This window comes from Bremerella alba, from assembly GCF_013618625.1.
Lineage (GTDB): Bacteria > Planctomycetota > Planctomycetia > Pirellulales > Pirellulaceae > Bremerella > Bremerella alba.
In genome coordinates this window covers 629,598-654,363 of record NZ_JABRWO010000001.1, presented here as the reverse complement: position 1 = coordinate 654,363, position 24,766 = coordinate 629,598, and the positions used below count along the sequence as shown (strand labels likewise).

Annotated in this window: 20 protein-coding genes; 7 read left to right on the top strand and 13 right to left on the bottom strand. The window is 55.9% G+C overall.

The genetic code is table 11. The features are described from left to right. Window positions 1-471, bottom strand: a complete 471-nt coding sequence (locus HOV93_RS02585) for a hypothetical protein (protein ID WP_207394865.1) — start codon at window positions 469-471, stop codon at window positions 1-3. Between the two features lie 79 nt (window positions 472-550). On the opposite strand from HOV93_RS02585, the gene HOV93_RS02580 reads away from it, so the two are divergent. Beyond that, window positions 551-2,074, top strand: a complete 1,524-nt coding sequence (locus tag HOV93_RS02580) for a hypothetical protein (RefSeq protein ID WP_207394864.1) — start codon at window positions 551-553, stop codon at window positions 2,072-2,074. Between the two features lie 22 nt (window positions 2,075-2,096). On the opposite strand, the gene HOV93_RS02575 is transcribed toward HOV93_RS02580, so the two are convergent. Further along, the gene (locus HOV93_RS02575; protein ID WP_207394863.1) at window positions 2,097-3,452 is read right to left on the bottom strand and encodes an outer membrane protein assembly factor BamB family protein; all 1,356 of its coding nucleotides are present in this window, start codon (window positions 3,450-3,452) and stop codon (window positions 2,097-2,099) included. Window positions 3,453-3,488: 36 nt separating this feature from the next. On the opposite strand from HOV93_RS02575, the gene HOV93_RS02570 reads away from it, so the two are divergent. After that, window positions 3,489-3,800: a hypothetical protein gene (locus tag HOV93_RS02570; protein ID WP_207394862.1), complete on the top strand. Its 312-nt coding sequence runs from the start codon at window positions 3,489-3,491 to the stop codon at window positions 3,798-3,800. Window positions 3,801-4,019: 219 nt separating this feature from the next. Next, window positions 4,020-5,174: a TlpA family protein disulfide reductase gene (locus HOV93_RS02565; RefSeq protein ID WP_207394861.1), complete on the top strand. Its 1,155-nt coding sequence runs from the start codon at window positions 4,020-4,022 to the stop codon at window positions 5,172-5,174. A gap of 171 nt (window positions 5,175-5,345) precedes the next feature. Here the strand turns inward: HOV93_RS02565 and epmB are convergent, their stop codons facing one another. Next, on the bottom strand, window positions 5,346-6,392 hold the full coding sequence (gene epmB / locus HOV93_RS02560) for an EF-P beta-lysylation protein EpmB (RefSeq protein ID WP_261358550.1): 1,047 nt from the start codon (window positions 6,390-6,392) through the stop codon (window positions 5,346-5,348). Window positions 6,393-6,479: 87 nt separating this feature from the next. On the opposite strand from epmB, the gene efp reads away from it, so the two are divergent. After that, window positions 6,480-7,046, top strand: coding sequence for an elongation factor P (gene efp / locus HOV93_RS02555; protein WP_207394859.1), 567 nt, complete (start codon window positions 6,480-6,482; stop codon window positions 7,044-7,046). A 97-nt stretch (window positions 7,047-7,143) separates the two neighbouring features. On the opposite strand, the gene HOV93_RS02550 is transcribed toward efp, so the two are convergent. The 3 genes from HOV93_RS02550 to bioD all read right to left on the bottom strand — a co-directional run bounded on the left by HOV93_RS02550 (window position 7,144) and on the right by bioD (window position 10,971). Next, window positions 7,144-7,644 (bottom strand): hypothetical protein, encoded by a 501-nt coding sequence (locus HOV93_RS02550; protein ID WP_207394858.1) that lies wholly within the window; start codon window positions 7,642-7,644, stop codon window positions 7,144-7,146. 157 nt (window positions 7,645-7,801) lie between these two features. Continuing rightward, entirely contained in the window at window positions 7,802-9,907 is a 2,106-nt protein-coding gene (locus tag HOV93_RS02545; protein ID WP_235989698.1) for a vWA domain-containing protein, read from the bottom strand. Between the two features lie 353 nt (window positions 9,908-10,260). Next, entirely contained in the window at window positions 10,261-10,971 is a 711-nt protein-coding gene (gene bioD, locus HOV93_RS02540; protein WP_207394857.1) for a dethiobiotin synthase, read from the bottom strand. 68 nt (window positions 10,972-11,039) lie between these two features. On the opposite strand from bioD, the gene HOV93_RS02535 reads away from it, so the two are divergent. Together HOV93_RS02535 and HOV93_RS02530 are read left to right on the top strand one after the other, a co-directional pair. Beyond that, window positions 11,040-11,927, top strand: coding sequence for a carbon-nitrogen hydrolase (locus HOV93_RS02535; RefSeq protein WP_207394856.1), 888 nt, complete (start codon window positions 11,040-11,042; stop codon window positions 11,925-11,927). Further along, window positions 11,924-12,955, top strand: a complete 1,032-nt coding sequence (locus HOV93_RS02530; RefSeq protein ID WP_207394855.1) for an agmatine deiminase family protein — start codon at window positions 11,924-11,926, stop codon at window positions 12,953-12,955. The genes HOV93_RS02535 and HOV93_RS02530 overlap by 4 nt, the downstream gene beginning before the upstream one ends. Window positions 12,956-13,030: 75 nt before the next feature. Here HOV93_RS02530 and HOV93_RS02525 read toward each other — a convergent pair whose 3' ends face one another. The 5 genes from HOV93_RS02525 to HOV93_RS02505 all read right to left on the bottom strand — a co-directional run bounded on the left by HOV93_RS02525 (window position 13,031) and on the right by HOV93_RS02505 (window position 19,232). Continuing rightward, window positions 13,031-13,369, bottom strand: coding sequence for a tRNA-binding protein (locus HOV93_RS02525; RefSeq protein WP_207394854.1), 339 nt, complete (start codon window positions 13,367-13,369; stop codon window positions 13,031-13,033). A gap of 2 nt (window positions 13,370-13,371) precedes the next feature. Then, the gene (locus HOV93_RS02520) at window positions 13,372-13,743 is read right to left on the bottom strand and encodes a response regulator (protein ID WP_207394853.1); all 372 of its coding nucleotides are present in this window, start codon (window positions 13,741-13,743) and stop codon (window positions 13,372-13,374) included. A 340-nt stretch (window positions 13,744-14,083) separates the two neighbouring features. Further along, a complete protein-coding gene (locus HOV93_RS02515) occupies window positions 14,084-15,784 on the bottom strand; it encodes an outer membrane protein assembly factor BamB family protein (RefSeq protein ID WP_207394852.1) in 1,701 nt (566 codons plus the stop codon). Window positions 15,785-15,847: 63 nt separating this feature from the next. Next, entirely contained in the window at window positions 15,848-18,664 is a 2,817-nt protein-coding gene (locus tag HOV93_RS02510) for an outer membrane protein assembly factor BamB family protein (RefSeq protein ID WP_235989697.1), read from the bottom strand. A gap of 202 nt (window positions 18,665-18,866) precedes the next feature. Next, on the bottom strand, window positions 18,867-19,232 hold the full coding sequence (locus HOV93_RS02505; protein ID WP_207394851.1) for a cupin domain-containing protein: 366 nt from the start codon (window positions 19,230-19,232) through the stop codon (window positions 18,867-18,869). 632 nt (window positions 19,233-19,864) lie between these two features. Between HOV93_RS02505 and HOV93_RS02500 the strand changes: the two genes are divergently transcribed. After that, window positions 19,865-20,767: a hypothetical protein gene (locus tag HOV93_RS02500; protein WP_207394850.1), complete on the top strand. Its 903-nt coding sequence runs from the start codon at window positions 19,865-19,867 to the stop codon at window positions 20,765-20,767. A 755-nt stretch (window positions 20,768-21,522) separates the two neighbouring features. Here HOV93_RS02500 and HOV93_RS02495 read toward each other — a convergent pair. Next, a complete protein-coding gene (locus HOV93_RS02495) occupies window positions 21,523-23,064 on the bottom strand; it encodes a sulfatase family protein (protein WP_207394849.1) in 1,542 nt (513 codons plus the stop codon). Window positions 23,065-23,401: 337 nt separating this feature from the next. Further along, on the bottom strand, window positions 23,402-24,565 hold the full coding sequence (locus HOV93_RS02490) for a formylglycine-generating enzyme family protein (protein WP_207394848.1): 1,164 nt from the start codon (window positions 24,563-24,565) through the stop codon (window positions 23,402-23,404). Window positions 24,566-24,766: the final 201 nt, after the last annotated feature.

Genomic DNA, 24,766 nt, shown 5'->3' with positions numbered 1-24,766 from the left:
TCAAGAAGCGGCTTTCGGCTTGCGAGGGGTTAATTTCCAGCGAATGCTCCAAATGGCCAGAGAAACGAGACTCGTGACCAACAGCGCGACCAGTGTGGTCGTCTGGCCGGTGAGAATGGGAATGGAATTCGACCGCTGGACATAAAACAAAGCAACAACGACCAGCACCACGACGTTGGCGACAATCCAGCCCAGGTCAGACTGGCGTTCGTAATGGCTACTGCTGAACAGGTGCTGATGATCCAAGATCGACGTTCGCAGATGACCTGCCGCCAGCAAGAATTGATAAAGTACCGCAATGCCCCATATTACCAGCGCCGGCATCATCACCGCCGCATGCTGTGGGGCCGGTGTAGGCCAGTCGAGCCCTGTCACTAGGGCGCCAGCAAAGCAAACCAGGGCACAAGCGGCGTGAGCTTTGGGTAAACCAGATTTTCCGGGGGACGTATGGTCCTGCATGGATCGCAACATGAACAAAGACGTGAAATCACTTTTCGTCTAAAATACCACCAAATGGTTTGTTTGTCTTCTCTTCGGCCAAAGGCGGCCCATGGTTCGATTCTTCGTTGCAATCATCGTTGGTGCATTTTTACTGCCAGGCTGCGGTTCGTCCGAACCGACGGCCAAGCCTACCACTACGCCACCACCTGCGGAAACTGCCCAGGCCCAGCCTCCCAAGCAGCAGCCATCCAAGCAGAAAACGCCACCACCCAAAATGCGCTCGGGCGAGACGACCTTCAGTAAGCCCTCGTCCGATGGTGCTGACGCGTTGGGGGATAGCTTCTTCAGCGGGGCGGGGCTTCGCGAGCGGTTGAAGGTCGGCCGCGTTGAACCGGAAGTTCAATTTGAAGTCGACCCAGCCCAAATCGAGGCCCACGGTATTCGCACCCTCGAAGGGAAGCACGTCACGCTGTATACCGACTTGCCGTCTTCGCCGGAGATCGACGAACTTCCGATGGTCTTCGACGCAGCCTATCTGCAGTGGTGCGAGTACTTCCGCGTCGATCCAGTCGCCAACGACGACTGGAAGATCAAAGCCGTGCTGATGTCCAACAAGCGGACCTTCCGCGAAGCGGGCCTCTTTCCCGAGACGTTACCTGAGTTTCTGCACGGCTATTACCAAGGAGACGCCATCTGGCTGTTGGATCAGCCCAGCGATTACTATCGCCGCCATCTCTTAATTCACGAGGGTACGCACGCGTTCATGTTCAACCTGTTAGGCGGGGCAGGACCTCCCTGGTACATGGAAGGTATGGCCGAGCACTTCGGTACCCATCGCTGGGTAAACGGCCAGCTGGAAACCCGCGTGATGCCGGCATCCAAAGAAGCGACCCCCATGTGGGGACGCATCAAGATCATTCAAGACGAAGTCAGCGGTGGTAGCGCCCTATCGCTGACCCGCATCATGGGGACGTCCCAGAAAGAGTTCCTCCAGACCCGGCCCTACGCGTGGTGTTGGGGCGCATGTGCCTTTTTAGACAATCACAGCCTGTCGCAGGAATCGTTTCGCGACATGGTCACCCAGGCACGTCTGACCGGCGGTTTTAGCGAAAGACTCATGAGCGAACTGGGAGACGTGATTCCCCAGCTCGCCGAATCTTGGGAGTTGTTCGTCACCAATGCCGAATATGGCTACAACTGGCAGCGCAACGAAGTCGAGTACCGCGAGCCGGTTCCCTTCAGCGGCGAAGTGATGACCGCCGAAATCAGTACCGACCGCGGCTGGCAATCGACCGGCATTCTGCTCGATACCGATTCCCACTTCGAGGTCACCGCTAACGGCGAGTATGTCATCCGCAACGACGGCCAACCATGGATGTGCGAGCCCAACGGTGTGACCATCCACTATTGGAAAGGAAAACCGCTAGGCCAGCTCGTCGGATCCTTGCGAGCCGAGCCTTGGCGAGGCGGGGCCATCACGCCACTGGCCCAAACCAACGAAGTGGGTCTGGGGACTTCCCTCTATCCCGAAGGCCCTTGCGTGTTGTTTCTGAAAGTGAACGAAAGCCCCGATCAACTCGGCGACAACCTAGGCACAATTCAGGTTCAGATCAAACGGACCGAGAAGAAGTAGTGCGAGCAACGCGCGGCCTGACTCACTTCTCGATGCAGTACAGATGCTCTTTCCCACGCAAAAACAGCTTGCCGCCGGCGATGGCCGGCGATGCGATCGTTGTGTCTTTGACTTCGTTTTCGCTAACCAGCTCGAACATGTCCTTCGCGGCGACGACCTTGCAGTTGCCGTCGATGTTCGTGTAATAGACGTTGCCGCCAGCGACAATTGGGGAAGCTTTGAAGTTGCCGCCTAAGCGTTCACGCCACAGCAGTTCGCCATCTTGCGTGCGGTAGCAGTGGGCAATGCCATCGTCGGTCACCGTGAAGAGCATGCCGTTGGCATACACAGGCGAAGGGGTATCAGGCGTCGACTTTTCGATTTCCCACACAATCGCGTCTTCGGTCAGTTCCCCCTGGTTGCCGTCCAGCTTCACCGACAACAGCGGCTTCCGCATGCCACGGGTAGTGAAGATCTTTCCTTCAGCTGAAATCGGGCCGGTCACCGTACGGCCGCCGACCAAACCTGGCAAATTCCACAGCCGCTTGCCGGTCAGCGGATTGTAAGCATCGAGCGTGTTACCACCCATAACGACCATTTGCACCTGGTCATCTTTTTTCAGCAGCAGTGGGGTCGTGTAGGCGTCGGCCTCTTCAGCCGGGGCACCGGTCATGCGTAGCGTCATCCACTTCTTTTCGCCGGTCTTCAGGTCGTGGGCGATCAGGTAGCTTTTGGCCGGTTCGTCTTGCAGATCGGACAGCGAGTCTTGCATGCAGACCGAGATCACCAGGCCGTCGAAAACCACAGGGCTGTTCGCGTGACCCCACCAGATTGAATAGGTTCCGTACTCTTCTTGCAGGTTATGACGCCACAGCTCTTCGCCATCGAGGTTGTAGGTCGCCAGCAAACCATTGCCGAAGTGCACGACGACATGCTCGCCGCTGACTACCGGCGAGGGACTGGCCAGGTTGTGCAGATTGTGAAACTTCTGCGTTTTACGCTTGGGGGCCTTTCTGGGCGTTTCGGCTTGATCGACCAGGATGTTCAGTTCGATCTGGCCGGTTTTGGCATCGAGTCGCACCAGACGCAGCTCGTTGGCTTCGTTCTGCAGCGTGACAAAGACGTGATCGCCCACGATCGCCGGGGTCGAATCGCCCCAGCCACCCAGCGGAGTCTTCCAGGCCACGTTCTCTTGTTCGCCCCATTTAGTCGGTGCGGTGGTGGCCGGGCTGAAGCCGATTCCTTCTGGGCCACGCCAGGCAGGCCAGTCACTGGGACTGCCCTGCAGAAGCGGTTTCCAGGCCGATTCGTCCGCTTGTAGGGCCGCAGGAACGATGAAGAGTACGAGAAAAAGAGTCCAGCAAAAGCGAACAGCCGGAATAGAAATTTCGATCATCATGATTTGTGGGGTAAGATTGGGGAGTGGAAAGGAGGAGTGCTTGCTCTAACTTACCACGTGGCCGCAGCGAAATCGAGAATTTCTAACAGCAATGGTCTGCCAATGGTTTGCGCAGACGAGAAGGGGCGACGACGGGGGATATTGATGACCGAGAACGACAAATACCCGGAACTTCGTGAATATCTGCGAGGTCAGAACTACTCGGACGTGGAAATTAACCACATCCTTGCCGAAGTCCAGGATTACGAGGCCGAAACGCAGGTCGATTCCATCATGGACAGTATCGATTCTGGGCATCTCGACATCCAGGCACTGATCGATGAAGCACTGAAAAAATTGGCCGACTAACCCAACCCAGTCTTACCATCGCCGGTCGGGTGGTTCGGTGTAAATCTGCCAATGGATTCCAGGGTAGACATCTTTCTTCTACCCTCTGACGGCCCATAATACACTGTCCCGCTTTTTGTCGCCCAGCGACGCGGGACCGACACTTGCCTGTCGGACCCGTTCACCTCCCCACTTTTCGCACGCCAAAATCTCTCTGATTTTCTGGGAACCTAAATGTTGATGAAACGAACCGTATTATCCACATGTATCGTCTTGTCGCTGTTTTCGTTCATGGCATGTGGCCGTGCCGCCGAAGACAATCCTCAATCTAGCGCCGATGCCCCCAAGGGAGAAGTGCTCGCCAAGGATAGCCTGCAGACCTTCATCGATGACTCGACCAACACCCAACCGCTGATGGACTTCGCCAATGCCAATTTCGAGGCCTTGATGAAAGAGATGTCCCAGGCCGGCGATGTTGCTCAGACACATATCGACGGCATCCGCGAAAGTTTGGCTAACGTCGACCCTGGCGAAAACGAACAAGCCGCTGGCCTACTCAACAGTATCGACCGCTCGCTCGAGATGTTCGAGTTTCGCTTGCTCGCCAAGGGGCTCACCTTAGACGAAGTCAAAGCGAAAGTGACCGACAGCCCTAACGACGTGGAAGCGATCAGCTTGTACGCAACCAAGATTGGCATGGTGCTCTCGGAAGACCTGGTTGGCAATATCGAGAAGATGGAATCGCAGGTCGAGACGGAAGCGGATTTTATTGTCTCCAGTGCCGAGAACGCCGAAGCGTCGGAAGTGAAAATCGCCTATCAGAAGGCCGCCGTGGTCCTGCAGTCGGCAGCCCAAGAGATCGAGCGTTTGAAAGCGTACGAGAAGATTGTGGGCGAGCCGATGAAGCCGATCGACGCCGAGGCCTGGGTTAACGGCGATGGTTTCACTTCTGAAGAGCTAAAAGGCAAAGTGATCCTGCTCGACTTTTGGGCCGTTTGGTGTGGTCCCTGCGTTGCCAGTTTTCCGCATCTGGTCGAATGGCAAGAGAAGTACGGTGACGAGGGCCTGCAGATTATAGGTATCACTCGCTATTTCAATTTCGATTGGCCCGAAGGTGCCGAAGGCCCTGGGCAAGCAGAAGGTGAAGTTCCGCCGGCTCAAGAGCAAGCCATGCTGGACAAGTTTACGGCTGAGTTTGAACTGAAGCATCCGACGGCGTTGGTCGCGGACCCCGACGAGTTCTATAGCTACTACGCGGTTTCCGCCATTCCGCACTTCGTGCTGATCGGCCGCGATGGCAAGATCCACAAGGTCAGCGGCGGCATCAGTGAATCGCGAGCCAAAGCATTGGAAGAAGAGATCAAAAAATTATTGGCCGAGCCAGCACCAGAGTAAGCACCGACTTACTGCTGAAACACGAGGGGCCCGAGTCTATCCAATGCGATAGGCTCGGGCCTTTTTTTGTTGACCGGCAGCATCGAAACACCAGCAGGAATTCCCTTCGTTTTCCAGGAATCGTGTGCCACGTCCCAAGTCTTCTTGGGCGTGTGTTTACTCATCGGAAAATCAAACGATTACCCGCTTACTCGTATCGCCGGCGATTTCCTCGACATAGCGCGGCACTGCATAACCTGGCAAGCGACCACGCATCGTTTCCAGAATTTGAAGTCCGCGGCTACGCGGGACCTCGAAGTGGGCTGCGCCTTGCACGCGGTCTAACTGGTGCAGGTAATACGGCATCACATTCAAGTCAAGCAGTTTTTCCGACAGTTCGATTAGCGTCTCGGCGTCGTCGTTCACCCCTTGAAGGAGCACACTTTGATTGAGCAGCGGAACCTTGGCTTCGACCAGCCGACCCAATGCTGCAGCGACATCCTCGCCCAGCTCATTCGGATGGTTCGCATGGATGACGACAAACGGCTTCAGCCGCGTGCCGGTCAGCCAGGCCAAAAACGGCTCGTTCACCCGGCTGGGGATCATCATCGGCAGCCGCGTGTGGACGCGAAGTCTTCGAATGTGCTGCACCGCAGCGATTTTTTCGGCCAATTGTCCCAGAATGCCATCGGTGAGGGTCAGCGGATCGCCGCCAGATAACAAGATTTCGTGAAGCGTTTTGTCCTGGCCGATCGCCTTTAAGGCCGAGTTCCAGGCATCGATGCCCTTGGGGCCTTCCCCATATGGGAAATGCCGCCGGAAGCAATATCGGCAATGCACCGCACAGGCCCCGGTGGTCACCATCAGGGCCCTGCCGTGGTACTTTTGCAGCAGCCCAGGCGTGAGCGTGGCTTCGTCGTCGCCGACGGGGTTCGACGTAAAGCCTTTGGTAGTAATGGTTTCCTGCTCGACTGGAAGCACTTGGCGTAGCAGCGGATCGGCAAGATCGCCGGGACGCATCTTGGCGGCGAACTCGCGGGGGACGAACAGCGGGAAGTCGTCGATGGCTGCCAGACCGGTTTGCCAGCTGTTTTTGGGCAGCTGAAGGTAGTCGGCCAGCGCGTCCAGGCGGCGAAAAGCACCGCGCATCGATGCTTTCCAACCCTCGCTAGGCGACGTGGCGGGGTTCGCGATACAATTGCTACTCGCAGATTGCGAATCGGTAGTTACAATGTTCATCTTTCCATTTTACCGAAATGGCTAGGGGCGGTAGATGCCCTGAACCCTTGGATAGACGACGGATATCTTTTTTCAGCGAGTTCCCACGTGCAATACAGTACCAGCGATTTTCGTAAAGGTTTGAAGGTCCAGATCGACGGCGAGCCCTACGTCATGTCCGAGTGCAACTTCGTGAAGCCGGGCAAGGGAAATGCATTGTACAAGTGCAAACTCAAAAACCTGATCCGCGGAAGCAACTTGGACCGTACTTACCGCGGTGGTGAAACGCTGGAATCGGCGGACGTCGAGGAAACCGACGTGCAGTTCCTTTACAAGCAAGCCGACACGTGGGTCTTCATGGACAACGAGTCGTTCGAGCAGTACGAACTCGATGCCGACGCCATGGGTGACGGTTGGAAGTTCCTCAAAGACGGCATGAAATGCATGATGACTCTGTTCAACGGCAACCCGTTGGACATGACTCCTCCGACCCAAGTCGAAATGGAAGTCACCTATTGCGAGCCTGGTGCCAAAGGCAACACGGCCACCAACGTGACCAAGCCAGCGACCATTGAAACGGGCGCAGAGCTTCAGGTCCCGGCGTTTGTGAACCAAGGAGATATCATCCGGGTCGACACCCGCGATGGTTCGTACGTGGAACGCGTGAAGAAGTAATCGCGACGCTTCCAAAAGATTGAATGACTAAAAACGCCTGGCTTGCGGGCCGGGCGTTTTTCATCTGTATCGTGAACCTGTGCCGCGCGTCCCAAGCTTACTCAGGCGGGACGATATGATGGACGTGGCTCATCACGTTTTCATATGCATGGGGTTCAAATACCAGCGAATCGGCTTTCTCGCTGAGCATGTTGTACGCAAGCAAGATCGTCGAGGGGAGGTCTTTCTCCAGGCAAGATGCGACGAAGTTGAATGGGTAGATCACCATCTCGCGCGAAGGAGAAACAACGCCGATCGCGCTAAAGGGCGGTTCTTGATCGTTGATATCGATATTGGCCCACTGCCAGGACATGCCGTTGACGACCTGAGCACCCCACAGGCTTCCCAGCAGCATGACGATATCCTCGCCCCCATCTAGCGATGGTCCTCCCCTTTGTTGAAGATCACGAATGCACCCATTCACGGCGGCGAGAATAACTGGCGGCGGATCACTGAGCGACACCCCTAAAATTTCTGCCGCCTCGCTTGCCACTAGATCGATCAACTGCATCGTATCGGCATTGGGCGAGGATTCGACGACGTGGGTGGAATCGGTCATGGAGGAACATTCCTTGGTCCGTGATTAAGATGTGAGGCGTTTCGATTGTAGCTTCGGAACTTGAAGAATTGAACGATGGGTAGGGAGTGCCTTCGAAACGCAACATGCCCAAGCGAAATCGCCTGGGCATGTGCCGGTGGTTAACTGCCTTGCCAGCTTACTTCTGAAGTTTTTCGACCTGGCGAACCATATCGAGAAATTCTTCGCGGTACGAAGAACCAGGCCCGTCGACGTTGGACGCGACTAGCTCTTCGATTTCGGCGAAGTTGGTTTCGTGATGAAAATTGCTTCCGCGAAGCTTCAAGCCGAACATGGCCACCGCCGAGGCGAATTGGAAGTCGCCGGTCGACTGGTTGAACGCGTTGCCGTTATCAACCACCGGGTAGGTCATCAGCGTGCTGACGTCCTCTTCCGGCTGCTTGTATCGCAGCTTCAAGGTCATCAGTTCGTTGGTGTCGGCCGCTTCGGTGGTTTCCGGTTTGGTTTGATACTTTAGCTCGTCGACTTTTGGATCGACCGAAGCGACTTCGGTATCCCCATCGCCGGTCGCAGGCACAACTTCATAGAACGCCGTGACCGTGTGCCCGGCACCGATTTCGCCTGCGTCCTTTTTGTCGTCGTTGAAATCCTGAGCAGCGAGCAAGCGGTTTTCGTAGCCCACCAGGCGGTAGGAAGCGACCTTGTTCGGGTTGAACTCGATCTGGATTTTCACGTCCTTGGCGATCGTCAGCAGCGTGCCGCTCATTTGTTCGACGAGAACCTTTTTGGCTTCCTTCTCGTTGTCGATGAACGAGTAGTTGCCGTTGGCCTTGTTCGAGAGCTGTTCGAGCATCGAGTCGTTATGGTTGCCGATACCGAAGCCCATCACGCTCATATAAATGTTCTTCTTGGCTTGCTCGGCGGCCATACCGACCAGCCCGCCGGTGCTCGTTTGGCCAACGTTGAAGTCGCCATCGGTGCACAGGATCACGCGGTTGGTGCCCCCTTTGATGTAGTTCTCGGTGGCCGTTTTATAAGCCAACTCAATGCCTTGGCCGCCATTGGTCGAACCGCCAGCTTGCAGGCGATCGAGCGCTGCCAGGATGGTTGCTTTTTCGTAGCCATAGGTCGGCTCCAAAACCAGGCCAGCGGCACCGGCGTAAACGACGATCGAAACCTTATCATTTTCGCCCAACTGATCGACGAGCATCTTCATGCCCTTCTTCAGCAGAGGCAGTTTGTTGGCGTTATTCATCGAGCCCGACACGTCCAGCAGAAACACAAGGTTACTGGCAGGACGGTCTTCGGTGGCGACCTCTTTGCCCTTGATGCCGACGCGAACCAGGCGATTGGTGGGGTTCCAAGGGCAACTAGCCACTTCCACGTTGGCCGCGAAGGGGTGCGCGTCGGTGGGGGTCGCGTAGTCATAGGTGAAGTAGTTGACCAGTTCTTCCACACGGACCGCATCGCGCGGTGGGAGCGAACCGAACTGGCTTAAGTACGAACGAATCTTCGAGTAGCTGGCCGTGTCGACATCGATCGAGAATGTCGACAGTGGTTGATCAGCCACCGCGATGAAGTCGTTCTCTTCGATCGGCTCAAACTTATCGCCACCTTCGCCAGGTCCAACGCCGCCGGGGCCACCGACGTCGTCCTGCTCAGCCAATTTGAGTTCGGTAGCCATTCGAGATCGACGCAAATCCATATGATCGCCTGGCTTGGCCGTCGGCGCTGGATTGCTGGCAACCCGGGCCGCAGGCTCGGCGGCCGGCAGACCTTGCATCCCAGGCGTTGCTGGCAGGGCTTTCTTCTTGGTGGCGTCTTGTCGCTTGCTATCCAAGACAGGGGCGTTCTCACGGAACATGTTGTCTTTAACGTTCTTTTCCCGTTGTTGAAGCTCTTCCCCTTCGCCCGACATCGGTTGGCCATCGAGCTTCGAGCTCAGGCTGTCCACGCCAGGAGCGCTTTCTTCGGTCTGCATCGCTTTGCCGCCGTAGGCGTCCGCTGGCGTAGACGCAGCCCCCGATCCGTTGGACTGACTAGGCAGACCCAGTTGCATTTCGACGGCTTCGGCCGGCGCGGTCATGGTGGAAGCTGTAGGACGTTCGTATTCTTCCAGCGGAACCTGGGTGAGTGACTCGTCGACGGAACTTAGTTTGGTTTGCGTTGCATCCGCAGACCCTGAGGCTCGTTCGCTTTCAACAGCAACAGAGCCTGGTTGGGCACTACATCCGATCATCGCCACACCTAGCAGCAGTGGCGTAAGAATCCATGTTTTTTTCATCGTTTTTGACCCGCACATTTCGGTTGGAGATGAGTGTTTTGCGTGTTACTTATCTGCTGAGCTCACCCAGAGAGACGAGACACTTTCCGCCAGCGATTTGCAGAAAGGCAGTTTTTTTCCAACTTTTTGCCCGTGGGGGTCACTCGTGGCCTATCATCGCAGACGTAACGATTGGCCCAGAGATTTATCTCTGGGTCGGTGTAGCCGACAAGCGGCTAATGCATCAGGCCAGTACGAAGTAGAATGTTTCTACCTTAGTAACCTCCATTCACTAGCCGCTTGTAGCCAGCTGCTACCCAGAGATGAATCTCTGGGCCACTCCAGGTGGTTGGACGAAGCCAACAGACGGTGGACTATCCCCTGGCCAGCGATTGCCAGTCGACTTCTTCCGGCAGTTGCTTCGCTCCGAAGGGTACGTGCGTCAAAATCGGCACGTGGCTGCGGCGGGCCAGTTCGCCTCGGTTGGTGGTTCGGCTGATGTCGCTGGTATCCGCTTCCAAGTCGTTCAAAACGATGCCTGCAACGAGAACACCTGCCTGGTAAGATTGGGCCGTGAGAAGCGTTTGTAGCGTCTCGTTGATCATGCCCAGCCGATTGGCCGCTACAACAATCAGCGGCAGGCCGAATTCCAAGGCCAGGTCGGCGACGTAGTCTTCGTCCGACATGGGCGATAGCAGACCTCCGGCCCCTTCAACCAGAATGAAGTCGCATTTGCCGGCGGCTTGCTGCTGCTTCCAGTGGTCGAAGCCGGTTCGCAAAAGGGTCGTGTCGATATCCTTCCCTTCGGCCCGAGCCGACAGATGGGGGGCCAACGGAGCATGAAACGTTTGCGGGCAGATGTGCTTGGCGTCCCACATTTTGCCGGAAGCTTCCCACAACGTTTGGACATCTTCCGAGATCCACTGGCCCTCCTTTTCGACCAATCCACTCGCCGCCGGCTTGTATGTGCCGACGCGGAGGCCCGCATTTTGCAGGCTCTGGGCGATCAAACCGGCTACGTGGGTCTTGCCGACGCCTGTATTATTTCCGGTAATGAAGAGTCCTCGTGGTGCTTTTCCGTTCATAGGGGAAATAGTACCATTTTGCCAGTTCGCATCCCAGCATCGCTTCAGGGTAGTAAGCAGTCAGAAATATGAGCAAACCGGACAAGGTCAACGTGGCCGTTGTGCAGATGACGTGCAGCGGCAATAAGCAAGAGAACGTCGACAAGGCGGTTGCCAAGATCGCCGAGGCCGCCCAACAGGGAGCGAACATCGTTTGCCTGCAGGAACTGTTCCCCGGTCTCTACTTCTGCCAGACCGAGGACCACATTCAGTTTCAACTGGCCGAACCAATCCCCGGCCCGACTAGCGAACGCATTCAAGCCGCCGCAAAGGAGCACAGCGTGGTCGTAGTGGCCTCGTTGTTCGAGAAGCGTGCCGAAGGCGTCTACCACAACACGGCTGCCGTCTTCGACGCCGACGGAGCGTTTCTGGGCATGTACCGCAAAATGCACATCCCTGACGATCCGCACTATTACGAGAAGTTTTATTTCACACCGGGCGATATCGGCTTCCGCACGTTCGACACCAAGTATGGCCGCGTGGGCGTTTGTATTTGCTGGGATCAATGGTTCCCCGAAGCGGCTCGCTTGACGGCGCTGACTGGGGCTCAGATTTTGGTGTACCCTACGGCGATCGGCTGGCTGCATCCCGAGAAGCAAGAGTACGGCCCCGCCCAGGTGTCTGCCTGGGAAACGATGATGCGGAGTCATGCAATCGCCAACGGTGTGTTTGTGGCCGCACCCAATCGCGTGGGCATTGAAGACAACATCGAATTCTGGGGGCACTCGTTCGTGGTCGACCCGACCGGCACGCTGCTGGAGGTCGGCTCGCACGATAAGGAAGAGATTTTAGTCGTCGAGTGCAACCTGGCTCAGATCGAATTCTCGAGAACGCATTGGCCTTTCCTACGTGATCGTCGCATTGATGCCTATAGCGGACTGACCAAGCGATTTATCGATGGGGATATCACCTCATGAACGATCGGCTGACGCCCAAACAACAAGCGTATCGCTGGCCAGCCGAGTGGGAGCCGCACGTCGGAACGCTCCTTTCGTGGCCCCATAACCGCGAGTCGTGGCCCGGGAAGTTCGAGCCTGTCCCTGGCGTGTACAAGCAGCTAGTGACGGCCTTGTGCGAGGTCGAGGACGTTCATATTCTGGCGGCTGCCGGAGATGTGCTAACCCAGGCCGAAGACCAGGTAGGGCATCTTCCTAACGTGTTTATTCATGCGATCCCCACGAACGATGCTTGGGCCCGCGACCATGGGCCGAGCTTCCTGAAGGCACCGCAAGGTAAGCCGTGGATGGCGGTCGACTGGAATTACAATGCCTGGGGTGGCAAGTATCCGCCGTGGGATGACGACCAAGCCGTGCCGGAGCGTCTTTCCGAGAAGCTGGGCTTTGGCCGCTTTCAGCCAGGCATTGTCATGGAAGGAGGAGCCGTCGATGGCAATGGGGCTGGGCTCGTCTTGAGCACGACCGAGTGCCTATTGAACCCGAACCGAAACCCGCATCTTTCGCAGGCTGAGACCGAGAAGTTTTTGTGCGACTACTTGTGCGCCGAGAAAATATTGTGGCTGCATCATGGGATCGCCGGGGACGATACCGATGGTCACATCGACGAACTGGCCCGGTTCGTGGGGCTAGGGACCGTCGTTGCCGCCTACGAAGAAGATAAGAGCGACGAGAACTACGAAGCGCTTCGGCAGAACTTCCAAGATCTGGAAGCGATGACTGACCTGAATGAGCAGCCATTGGAAGTCATTCCGCTGGCTATGCCCAAGGCCAAATACCAGGACGACCAGCGCTTGCCGGCCAGCTACTGCAACTTCTACATCGCCAACGACATTGTCATCGTGCCGCAGTTTGGTGACGATGCCGATGAGAAGGCCTGCGAGACGCTCGACAAGTGCTTCCCCGACCGCAAGGTCGTGCCAATCGAAGCGATCGATTTGGTATGGGGCTTAGGGGCTTTCCACTGCATTTCACAGCAGATTATGAAGTAGGCGAAACAATTAGAACAAAATTCTTAAGGCCCGACCGAATATAGCCAGGGGCGGCCAATGCCCCTGGTAGATGCCTCAAGCCAGACGATTGCCGTTTTGGGTGGGCTTGTCAGGCACAGCAAGGGTTACGGCGCCGTCTTCGCCGTAGAAACCGGTGACGAGGACCTCGCTGCGGATGGGGCCGATTTGTTTCGGAGGGAAGTTAGTGACGGCGATGACTTGTTTGCCCAGCAGCTCTTCTCGCGTATAGAGCTGCGTGATCTGAGCGCTCGACTTTTTAATGCCGAGCGGCTCGCCAAAGTCGACTTTCAGCTTATAAGCAGGACGGCGAGCCTCGGGGAAATCTTCGACCTCGACGATTGTACCGACGCGTAGCTCGACGGCCTCGAAGTCGTTCCAGGTAATTTTTGTCATGGCTATCCTAGATAGGGCTGTAGCTTTTTCAGGGTCGTCTCCTTGCCCAGGTCACGCTTACCAAAACCGGGAACGGCACCCACTTCCTGGGCGTTGGCTTGGGCGTCCTCGAAGTTCGAGAGTAGCAGGACCGGGATATCCTGCAACTGCTCGTCCGCTTTCATGTCCTTGAGGATATCCATCCCGTCAGAGTGATCGCGGTCGAGCTTACGATTAATGACCACCAGGGCGAAGGATTGTTCGCGCAACATCTTCAGCGTGTCGGTCGGACCGTGCGATTGAAGGACCTTTGCGTCGAAGTTTCGTTCAATCAGGTTCTTCAGCGAACTATGGTCGTAACCACAGTTGCCGACATCGAGAACTTGTTTAGGCATGTTCTGGGTTCCTAAGGGAAAACGGAGTTAACCACGGATTACAAGGATGAACACTAATAGGGAGACAGGATGGTTCAGCACGCGATCCAATGGGTGGCCCAGAGATTTATCTCTGGGTCGGCATCGCCGACAAGCGGCTAATGCATCAGGCTTGTACGAAGTGGAACGTTTCCATCTTAGGCAACATTCATTCACTAGCCGCTTGTGGCCTTCGGCCACCCAGAGATGAAACTTTGGGCCACCCTGGTTGGGGTTAATCCGTGGGTGCTGTTCACATAAAAAAACGCAGGGGCGACAAGGAGTCACTCCTGCGTTTTGGATGCGTGATTGGGTGCGAAGGTTACTCGCCACCCTCGGTGATTGCGAAGAGGTGCGTCTTATTGGCGATGTACAAGACGCCATTGGCAACGATGGGTGTCGAGTAGACCGAATTGCCCATGCTGATCTCTTCCAGCGGTTCGGCATCGTCGGGATCGGCCGACAGCTTGAAGACCGCGACGTCGCCATCTTCGTCACCGATGTAAACGTGATCGTTGACAATCAAGGCTGAACCCCAGGCAGCGGCGAACATATCGTACGTCCAGTTCAGCTTACCGGTCTGGGCGTTCAAGCAGTGCAGCAGTCCGCTGAAGTCGGCGATGTACAGGATGTCGTCCTTGATGGTACAGGTACCGATGCTGCGGTGCATCGTTTCCTCGAATCCGATTTCGCCGTCTTCGTCCTGGTCGAAGGTCGAATAGTGCCAGATGACGGCGCTGTTGGGATTGGGAACGGCGACTTCGCTATCTTCTTCGATCACAGCTTGAATGCGGCGATGCTCGATCGGCACACGCTGGCTACCTTCGATTTTCATGGCCAGTTCAGCACTGACGTCACCGCGTTTTGTTGGGTCTAAGCACCACAGGTGACCTTCCCCTTCGCCGTGTTCCGGGTCTTGGCCAACCGCGACGTAGACCTTGTCGTCGTAGACAACCGGTGTGGCGATGATGTTGTTACGAGTACCACGACCGCCGAGAACCCACTTCGAGGTCTTCGGGTTGCCGTCGAACTTCCACAGCAGTTCCGGCTTGCCGTCGGTCCCTTTGTCTGCCTTGAAGGAATATACCCAGCCGTCGCCGCCAGCGAAAATAACTTGCGGGACGCCGCCCAGCTCGGCTACGGTCGGGCTCGACCATTGACCATGCAGAATGTTCGTGCCGGGTGACTTATCGGTCCAGAGGACTTCGCCGGTGTTTTTGTCCATGGCGATGAAGCTAGGAGCTTCCGTCGAAGGAATCACGATGTGCGACTCGTCGACACCGTTGGAGGTGTTCACAAACAGGATGTCGCCCAGGCAAGTCACCGAGCAGCTGCACATGTTGTGCTGCGACACGCCCAGGTTTTTCATCATGTCGTAAATCCAGATCGTGTCGGCCTCTTTTTCGCCGGTGAATTCTTCGTCCTTGTAAGGACCATTGTTTTCACCGTCGCGGAAGCCTTCGGTATCCAGACAGCGAACTTCGCCGCGGCTGGTGACGAACCAAAGGCGTTTGCCTTCGATGTATGGAGCACAGCAGATACCCTGCAGAGGCCAATCGTGGACGCGCCCGGTGGGTAGCTTTTCGCTCGAGTGCTGCCACAGGAATTCGCCGGTGGCTTCGTCGAAACAGATCAAACAACCGAGGTCGACCTTCGACGGATAACGGTCGATGTAACCGCTTCCATTGTTGGTGCCAACAAAGATCTTGCCGTCGGCGACAACCGGGTTGCCATACGACTGGCTACCCAGCGCAGCGACCCACTTAATGTTCTCGGCATCTTCCTTTTGCCACTCGCCGGAGGAGCGGTCGAAGCCGCCGATATCCCAAGTCGTGGGGATATTGGCGGCAGTCGGGACATTGTTTCGCTTCGAGTCACCACCCCATTGGGGCCAATCCTTGGTGACTTCAGCCTTGGCCACTTCATCCTGAGCGACGGCGCGCCCTGCTGGCAAAAGGCCTGCGATTGTCATGCCAACGCAGGCTGAGCCTACGATAGCCAAGTAAGCATACGTCGATTTCATAGGTTTTATGCTCGCACGTGAACTGTTTGATTTGAGGGGGGAAATGAGGAGGGAGCCCGACAGTTAACTATTCGGGGTCACCTTGATATTGTCCAGGTAGATTTCGCCAGTCTTCGCATTGCCGAAGAGGCCCGGGCTGCCGGTCGTGTTAGGAACGGCGTCCACAATTTCCACCATCCAAGCTTCCGGTTCCGGCTCGTCCTTCTTCCAGGCCTTGCCTTGGGCTTTGGCGGTTCCGTCATCCTGATTGGAAACTTTGAACTTAATGTGATACCAGACGCCTGGTTCTAAGGTAAAGTCAACATCTTTGGCGATCCGCTGCTGGGTGATCCAGGTCAACGCACGGGCCTTCGACTCGTTCCCCATCAGCATGAAGATATAGCCTTGGGCGGTGACGCCGATGTCGGGAAGTTGGCCATCTTTTTCGTGACCCATCACGTCGGCTTCGATCGTGTAGTCATGCAAGTCTGAGTGGCCCATCCAACCTTGGCTGCGGGTACCCTTGGGGATGGTCGTGATCTTGACCATGACTTTGTTGCCGTCAACGTCACGAACCACGTGGCGATAGCGAGCACCAATCCAGGTAATGGGTGGTTCACCTTTGCCCGTTTTCTCGTCGACGGTGATGTTCTCGAAGTCGAAGCTCCACGGCAGTGCCGGGATGATTCGTAAGCGAGAGTTACCGGTCAGGTCGCCGGCCTTCGCCGTGACGTAGGCCGGGGCATGCCCGGCGTCTTCGTTGGCGGTCAGTTTACCGGTCTGGTCGATTTTGGCGGGACCTTCAACGCTGTAATCAACCTTCTCGGCATCCTTGACGAACTGACCACGAGCATTGAAGAGCTTAACGCGGTAGTCGACTTCCTTACCGGGGTAGATCAACGTTTCGGCCGGAATCAATTGAGCGTGGGCCGGCTTGGGATCTTCCGAGACGGGGTCTTCTGTGGGTTGTTCCGGCAAGCCACTGAAGCCCGTTTTCTGATCTTCGGTTCCTACGCAGTAAAGAGCCGCAGAAGTCGGAAAGTAGAGTCGCCCCTGGGCACAGATGGGCGAAGCGATCCCATCACCGTCAGGCAGGCGTCCCTTCGAGAGGATCTCGATATTGCCATCGTCTTGTCGCCCAAGCACGTAGTATCGGCCATTCTCGGTCATCAGGTAGAACTTGCCGTCGGCGTACAACGGCGAGCCGAACATCTTGCTGCCGAGTCGGACTTTATCAAAGAGCTCTTCGCCCGTTTCGGGATCGAGGATAAACATCTTGGCCCGGTCGTCGATCAGGTACATCTTGCCATCGACAATGACAGGTGCACTGCGGTTGGCGACCAGCTCGACGATTTTCCAGTTCTCGCCCGAGACTGAAATATCGCCTCGCTTGGTGGCATCTACGGAAACGACCGCACCCATGGTGTTGTCGACCTGGACATTGACTTTGCCATCCTCTTCGGTGGTGATTACGTTCTCTTCGCCTTGAGCCATGAAGACCCGATCGCCTTCAATCAATGGCGTGCTGAACAAACCACGAGCGGCGAACGAAAAGCTCCAATTGTGTTGGCCAGTGCGTGGCTGGATACTCCAGATCTTTCCGTCGCCGGCACCAATGATGTATTGGGGAATGCCATCGACGATCTTGATGGTCGGCGTGCTGTAGGTGGTGTCGTAAGGAAGTGGTGTCGTCTCGGTGAACCAAACGACTTCGCCCGTTTCCTTGTCGATGCCCAGAAAGCGGTGGGCCGGTTTGGCGTAGTCGCCCCAGCCGATAACAATTCCGCTGATAATTACCAGGTCTTCAAAGACCAAGGGAAAATTGGTTCGACCTCCGTATGTGGTCAGCATACCGAACTCTTCATGCATCTTATGCGTCCAGATCGTTTTCCCCGTATCGGCGTCGATACATTGAAAATGACCGCATACGCCCAGTGCGAACACTGTGTTGGTGGTTGGATCCGCCGTGACGGAAGACCAGCCAACCCGTTCGACGGGAACGTCTGATAGATAAACGTTGAAGCGGTTTTCCCAGATCGTTTCGCCGGTCTTGGCGTCGACGCAGACAACGCGTTCGCCTTCACGAGGCGTGCCTTGTTCGGCGGCGGCCAGCATGAACAGCTTGCCGTTCATGACCACTGGCGTGCTGCGGGTACCCAGGTCGTCTCGCTTCCACAAGACGTTGCTGCCTTCGCCACCTTCAGGGTCCCAGCTATCAGGCAGTCCAGTAGCACGGCTGATGCCGTTGAACTCAGGACCACGCCAAAAGAGCCAGTCTTGGGGATCGGCTTCGCTTTGCGTGGTGGAAGCGGCTGTGGTGGTTTTCTTGGCCGAAGCGACTTCCGCGACCGGTTTGGCCTCTTCTTTTTTCGCCGCAGCTTCTTCAGGTGGAGTTTGCTTGGCAGGCTCTTCCTGTTTGGTCATCTCTTTCGGTACCGGCTTCTCTTCTTTGGCTTCCGTTGTGACTTCCTCTTTAACCGCTTCTTCTTTCATGGCGGCATCGGCAGGCGTGTCGGTCACCGCTGGCGGCGTGAGTTCATCGCTAGTCTTCGAGGGGGTGGTCTCGACGGTGTCGACCAGCGTCTTGCCTGGCTTTTCATCCGGCGTGACGACAGGGGTCAGTTCTTCACTGGTTTTGGCCGGAACGACGTTGGAAGCTTCGACGGCCATTTTGGTTTCGTCGACAGGCACTTCGTCCGGTTCCGGCAGCTTGGCCGGAGTCGTTACGGTCGAATCAGAGACCGTCGTATTGGGATTTGGATTGAGGGTCGTGTTGCTGGTCGATGGCCGCCCGGTCGGGGGTGGCGTGCAGCCAACAGCAAAGATGGTCAGCGAAAGGATGAACACCAACGTTGCCGAGGCCATCGTTGGATGGAGCCGATGTGCATAGGGCCGGAACATAGGGATCTCTAAATCGTTGGGGGGAGGGTTATAACGCAGCTTCAAGCTTATACCTGTTTAAACGTCTATGCAAGGAATCTCCCGGTCACATAGCCCAGGTGAATGGGGGGAATCGTGCGGTTGCTAGCGTAAAATCAGCCGATTTTACGCACCAAGGGCACTTAGATATCGCAAAAGGGGAGGGAAAAGCCGCAGATGGAGGTCAATCGAACCACTCATCTGCAGGGTCGAACTTGGGAAGCACGATGTTCACGATCTTCATCTTTCCGAGGGCCCGATGTCGAGTGCCAGGGCGAATCATGATGCACATTCCTGGGTGAACGGGAATGATTTCGTCGTCGAGTTGCATCTGCGCGTCTTCGCCGCATTCTAAAAAGAAGTAGGTTTCGGTCAGCTTTTTGTGGTAGTGGATCTTGGCATCCGTAGAGATTTCGGTGACGTGGATTGTCCCGGGATAGTCGTCGACCTCGGCCAAGCCACGTTTGGCGGTTCCACAGGGGCAGGGGACGCCTGGGATAGTGGCAAAATCAACGACTTCATATCCCTTAATTGATGGGGTCGAGTTCATATTGCTTCCGCTAAGTGGCTGACTGAAAGAAGAAATTTGGACGCTTTATGCCGCATATTCTACCTCCCACGTGGATGAGGGGCCACCGATAGCATGGCGTTAAGTTGTAGCGATTAGCGGTGACTCTCCGGCCTTGCGTGGCAATCTGTAACGACTGGCTTGGCTGCATAATCGTCAAGGCTTGCCTGTCTTTCGTGGTGGGAAAAGTTCGCGCAATCGAAGAGGTAAACCAAGTAGCTGAAATTGGTTCTGAGCGATCAAGCCCACCTATCTAATCCGCCGATACCGATTTCCAGACATACCTACATGGATGTCTATCAAACGGAATTCCCTCTGGCGGATCACGAGGGGCTGTCAAGTTTTGATGGGGAACATTCGGGTCAAGGATTGGCTCGACGAAACTTAGGCAGAGGACTGTGGAGACGAAAGAAACCAAGAAGCTTTGATCAATAGGTTCGACTACACGCTCAATCTTCCGAGGCCATGTTGTCCAACCCGCCAAATGGACAGCCCCAGAGGTGCGAGCAATCGCGGCGTGGTAGTCGCATACCGTGATTGTTCACGAGAGCGCCGGCCTGGCGACAAAGCATATTGGAATCTGAAAGTCACCACTCAGAAGGAGAAATGACTCGATGAAATTGAACACTCTCTTGGCAACGCTGGTGCTCGCGTTTGTGTGTAGCCAGGCAAATGCCGCAGGACTTCTGAACCAAATGCTGGGAACCGGCTGTGGTTGCGATACGTCCTGCTGTCAAACCCCGAAGTGCTGCTCGCCTAAGCCGCGTTGCTGCATGCCTAAGCCAACTTGTTGTGCTCCTGTAGCTGCAACTTGCTGTGCTCCAGAACCAACCTGCTGTGCTCCTGAAGCTTGCGGTTGTGGTCCTGAAGCAACCTGTGCTGCTCCTGAAGCTTGCGGTTGTGCTCCTGAAGCCACCTGTGCTGCTCCTTCGGCTTGCGGTTGTGCAACGAGCTGCTGCAAGAAGAAGTGCTGCACTCCTCTGAAGGACGCTCTGCACAACTTGTTCAGCTGCAAGAAGAGCTGCAAGTCGTCTTGCGGTTCCAGCTGTGGCTGTGGCGCTCCAGAAGCTTCGTGCTGTGCACCTGAAGCTACTTGTGCCGCTCCTTCGGCTTGTGGTTGTGACTCGGGTGCTTGCGGTTGCGAACCAACCTGCGGTGCTCCTGAAGCTTGTGGCTGCGAACCAACCTGTGGTGCTCCTGCTTGCGGTTCGTGCTGCAAGAAGAAGAGCTGCAGCCTGTTCGCTGGCAAGTGTGGCTGCAAGAAGAGCTGCACCCCGCTGAAAGACGCCATCGCTCGCTTGTTCTGTGTCAGCAGCTGTGGCTGCAAGAGCAGCTGCGGTTCGTCCTGCGGTTGTGACACCGGTTGCGGTTCGGCTGGTTGCGGTTGTGGTGCTACCTACTCCGCTCCAGTTGAAGCTGGTCAGCCAACCGAAGCTGACATGATGCCACCGGCTCCAGTTCCGGCTGACACCATGACCTTCGTTCCAGCTCGCCGTCGTCTGGTTTCGGCTCGCTAAGCCAAACGAAGACAGCTGAAGATACAAAAAACCTGGTTGGGTTCGCCCAACCAGGTTTTTTTATGCGCGCTACCAAACATCCGGCCATCGCGCCGGCGGGAAGAGGGTCTAAAAGAAATGCTGGGTGGCTCAGAGATTCATCTCTAAGTCGGCATCGCCGACAAGCGGCTCATGAATGGATGTGATTTACGGTTGAGACATTCCATCTTGTTCAGACCGAATGCATTAGCCGCTTGTGGCCGGTGGCCACTCAGAGATAAATCTCTGAGCCACCCTTTGCACGGGAGAGGTTCTGTCGCCCTTGCAAGGCTAGGAGGTCGAGCGGGTTCGATTGCCGTTCTCAATCCTGATCTGGTGTTGCCACGTAAAACCCTAACTCGTGCGTCTCGTCCAAGCACCAGCGGATCAATGCATTCACGAACGCTCCGGTTGAGCAACTCAACTCTAGGGTTACGTGTTCGGGAACCAGCACACTGACATGTCGCTTGACGGACCTGTCAATTCCAGGGAATCGATGCCCGTGAATCTCTAGAATCGATTGCTCTGACTCATATTAAGTGACGACTAGCGATTTGTCTTCTGAGGCAATGCGGAGGCAATAGTCGTCGCGGTACCAGTGAAAGTACTCTCCAAAACATTCGAAGCTTGTTCGGCCCTTCTTACGAACGCCCATGAGCGGTTCCCTTGTTACGAGCAAAAAAGAGGCTACGTCCCGTAAGACGTAGCCTCTGGTTGAAAGTTCGCTCGACTCGCGATTAGTACTTGCCACCTTTACGCGGCGTGTCGTCTTGGTACTTCGCGCGAAGCTCATTGAGCTTCTCGTGCATCTTGGCCTGAATGACTTCGTACTTCTCCTGGCCGTAGACGCTGTTCATTTCGCTGGGGTCTTCTTGCAGGTCGAACAGCTCCCATTCGCCCAGTTGATAGTAATTGATCAACTTGTAGCGACCATCGAACACACCATAATGACGCGGCACGGCATGCGGGCCGGGGAACTCGTAGTAGTGGTAGTACAGTTCGTTGCGCGGCCAGTCCTTGGGAGTCTTGCCGTCATTTTCCAAGATCGGCAGAAGGCTGAGCCCCTGCATGTCCTTGGGGATCTCAACGCCAGCGGCGGCGAGCATCGTTTCCGGGAAGTCGAGGTTCATGACCAACGCATCGCTGACAGTCCCGGGTTTGACGTGACCAGGCCAACGAACCAACAGAGGCGTGCGGAACGATTCTTCGTACATCCAACGCTTGTCGAACCAACCATGTTCGCCCAGGTAGAAACCTTGGTCCGAGCTGTAGATGACTAGCGTGTTTTCGGTCAGGCCTGTTTCGTCTAGGTAGTCGAGCACTTGGCCGACCCCTTCATCGACCGAGTCGATGCAGCGAAGGTAGTCTTTAATATAACGCTGGAACTTCCAACGCACGAGGTCCTTGCCTTGTAGGTTGGCTTCTTCGAAGGCCTTATTCTTGGGGCCGTAAGCGGCGTTCCAAACCTTTTCCTGCTCGGGCGTCAGACCACGCTGCTTAACCAGTTTGAGGTCGTGCGGTGTCATCGTTTTCGAGATCGTCATGTCTTGGTCGTGGGCACCGCTGGCACGATTCTCGTAGTTGTCCCACATGTTGGCTGGCTCTTCGAAGGTGACGTCGTCGTACTTGTTCAAGTACTTCGGAGCTGGCATCCAGTTGCGATGGGGTGCTTTGTGCTGATACATCAGCAAAAACGGCTTGTTCGGGTCGCGTTTCTCTTGCAGCCACTCTAAGGCCAGGTCGGTCGTGATCTCGCTGGTGTGCCCTTCGTACTTCTTGGGACCATCCGAGGTACGCATCTGTGGGTTGTAGTAAGGACCTTGGCCACGCAGCACATTGTAGTAATCGAAGCCGGTTGGATCGGATCCCAAATGCCACTTGCCAACAATCGCCGTTTGATAGCCGGCCTTTTGCAGCAGCTTGGGGAAGGTGAGTTGGCTGCCATCGAAGCGAGGTGTTTTGTTGTCGTAGAAGCCGTTCAAGTGGCTGTACTTGCCGGTCAAGATCACTGCCCGACATGGACCGCAGATGCTGTTGGTTACGTAGCAATGGTCGAATCGCATTCCTTCTTTGGCGATGCGGTCGATGTTGGGTGTCTGGTTGATTGCACCCGGATAAGCCGAGATTGCTTGAAACGCATGATCGTCGGACATGATGAAGACGATGTTCGGCTTCTTGGCCGTCGGTTCATCGGCTGCTTGAACACTGCGATCGAGCCAACTGACGATCGACACGGCGATCAGAAACAGGGGCACGGAATACCGAAAGAAGTGGGACATGGAGATCTCCATACAAGCCGGTCGGAAAGGGAAGTGGTTTCATGAGAAGTAACCACGGCTCATGCGCGAATGCCCAGTGGGCGAGCCAACAGCGGACTGCAAACCATTGTGGTTGCTATGCTTTACCGCGTCAATTCAAACGACTAGTCACTTTTTTTCTCGTTCGCGACGAGAAAGTCGTGAATCGTGGCGGTCAAGGAGAGAGAGCACTTCGGCCTAAGCCGAGAGAGCACTTCGGCCTAAGCCGAGAGGGAGCAGGCGGGCTCGCATTCACATAGAAGAGTCCCTCTCCCATAGGTAGGGAGAGGGAGCATGCAGTGAGCAGGGGAAGTAAAACCTATTCGGCCTTCTTCAAAGCAGCCGGTAATTCGGGATCGACCAGCCCTAAGACACCGCGTCCTTCGATCAGGCGGTCGCTAACATCGAGGTTCAAAAATTCGATGTCCGGCTGATAGAATTTAACCGCTTCTTTTTTGGGAAGTTCTTCCAATGGACGAATCACGCGGAAGCCAACCATTGTCGATGGATAACTGGTAAACCACCAAGGGCTGAGCGGAATGTTGGGGTCTTCTTCTTTCCAATCGCCGTCGCTACTGCCCATTTTCGAGGCCGCGCGAACGCTCTCGGCGTCGTCATCCCAGCCACCTCCTTTGACCATCAACGGATCAGGCTCCGAAGGCCAGGCAACCGTGTCGAGGGCCTTGAGCTGCTTCCCTTCCAGGCGAGCAAATCCTTCGTCGCTGTACTGATCGAGGACCCATTCCCAGACGTTGCCATGCATGTCGTACAGGCCGTACTGATTGGGTTTCTTACCTTTGACATAGTGCGGTGCTTCGTCCGAGTTGTCGACGAACCACGCGTACTCTTCCAGCTTTGCAGGGTCGTTGCCGAAGTGATAAGCCGTGTCGGCACCACCCTGGGCAGCGAATTCCCATTCGGCTTCGCTAGGCAGTCGGTATTGCTTGCCGGTGACGCCGCTGAGCCACTTGGTGTACTGACGAGCCGAGTAGTTGGTCATCGTTACCGCAGGCAGCTGAGGGTCTTCGCCATGCTCGTAGGTGAAACTTGGTTCGTATAGCGGAGTCGGTGCCGTAATCGCATCGATGCGGTTCTCGTCGGTAACCTCGCGAATGCGATCGGAATTGAAGCCTTTGAAGGACTCGTACAGATCCATGTACGGCTTGTACTGCTCCCAGGTCGTTTCATGTTCAGCCATCCAGAACGGAGGAACTTCGACGTCGATTTGGGGAGCTTCGGCTGCGGCGTGGCCTGCTTCTGATTCGGGACTGCCGAGCTTGAACTTACCGCCTGGAACCGGGATCATCTTCAGCTTGACAGCGGTGCCGGGGATGGTGATTTCGTACGGCACCATGAAGCCGCTATCGATCTTCACATAGGGGCCTGACTCAGGTTTGGTCGGACTGATGCCAGTGACTTCTGCGGCTGCGGCGGAAACAACCATGGTGGCCGTTAGGGCCAAGGTCAAAGCAAACTTGTGCATACGGTTTGTCTCTCTTGAAATCAAATTCCCATCTCGAACGAGCTGCTCAAACCGTTATGGGCAAGAGCCGGTTCACGCTATTAGCGTAGCACCCTAACTGGTAGGTGGGGGTGCCAACGAATCATTTAGTATAGGCAAGATAGAGGTCGTTTACCGGCCCAATTGCGGCCAATCGCACAATTTCCCGCCCGAAGAGGGGCG

Excerpts from the sequence above, each read along its gene's own strand:
- HOV93_RS02585 (WP_207394865.1), bottom strand. The coding sequence starts at position 471 with ATGTTGCGATCCATGCAGGACCATACGTCCCCCGGAAAATCTGGTTTA.
- HOV93_RS02580 (WP_207394864.1), top strand. The coding sequence starts at position 551 with ATGGTTCGATTCTTCGTTGCAATCATCGTTGGTGCATTTTTACTGCCA.
- HOV93_RS02575 (WP_207394863.1), bottom strand. The coding sequence starts at position 3,452 with ATGATGATCGAAATTTCTATTCCGGCTGTTCGCTTTTGCTGGACTCTT.
- HOV93_RS02565 (WP_207394861.1), top strand. The coding sequence starts at position 4,020 with ATGAAACGAACCGTATTATCCACATGTATCGTCTTGTCGCTGTTTTCG.
- epmB (WP_261358550.1), bottom strand. The coding sequence starts at position 6,392 with ATGAACATTGTAACTACCGATTCGCAATCTGCGAGTAGCAATTGTATC.
- HOV93_RS02550 (WP_207394858.1), bottom strand. The coding sequence starts at position 7,644 with ATGACCGATTCCACCCACGTCGTCGAATCCTCGCCCAATGCCGATACG.
- HOV93_RS02545 (WP_235989698.1), bottom strand. The coding sequence starts at position 9,907 with ATGAAAAAAACATGGATTCTTACGCCACTGCTGCTAGGTGTGGCGATG.
- bioD (WP_207394857.1), bottom strand. The coding sequence starts at position 10,971 with ATGAACGGAAAAGCACCACGAGGACTCTTCATTACCGGAAATAATACA.
- HOV93_RS02535 (WP_207394856.1), top strand. The coding sequence starts at position 11,040 with ATGAGCAAACCGGACAAGGTCAACGTGGCCGTTGTGCAGATGACGTGC.
- HOV93_RS02530 (WP_207394855.1), top strand. The coding sequence starts at position 11,924 with ATGAACGATCGGCTGACGCCCAAACAACAAGCGTATCGCTGGCCAGCC.
- HOV93_RS02525 (WP_207394854.1), bottom strand. The coding sequence starts at position 13,369 with ATGACAAAAATTACCTGGAACGACTTCGAGGCCGTCGAGCTACGCGTC.
- HOV93_RS02520 (WP_207394853.1), bottom strand. The coding sequence starts at position 13,743 with ATGCCTAAACAAGTTCTCGATGTCGGCAACTGTGGTTACGACCATAGT.
- HOV93_RS02515 (WP_207394852.1), bottom strand. The coding sequence starts at position 15,784 with ATGAAATCGACGTATGCTTACTTGGCTATCGTAGGCTCAGCCTGCGTT.
- HOV93_RS02510 (WP_235989697.1), bottom strand. The coding sequence starts at position 18,664 with ATGTTCCGGCCCTATGCACATCGGCTCCATCCAACGATGGCCTCGGCA.
- HOV93_RS02505 (WP_207394851.1), bottom strand. The coding sequence starts at position 19,232 with ATGAACTCGACCCCATCAATTAAGGGATATGAAGTCGTTGATTTTGCC.
- HOV93_RS02500 (WP_207394850.1), top strand. The coding sequence starts at position 19,865 with ATGAAATTGAACACTCTCTTGGCAACGCTGGTGCTCGCGTTTGTGTGT.
- HOV93_RS02495 (WP_207394849.1), bottom strand. The coding sequence starts at position 23,064 with ATGTCCCACTTCTTTCGGTATTCCGTGCCCCTGTTTCTGATCGCCGTG.
- HOV93_RS02490 (WP_207394848.1), bottom strand. The coding sequence starts at position 24,565 with ATGCACAAGTTTGCTTTGACCTTGGCCCTAACGGCCACCATGGTTGTT.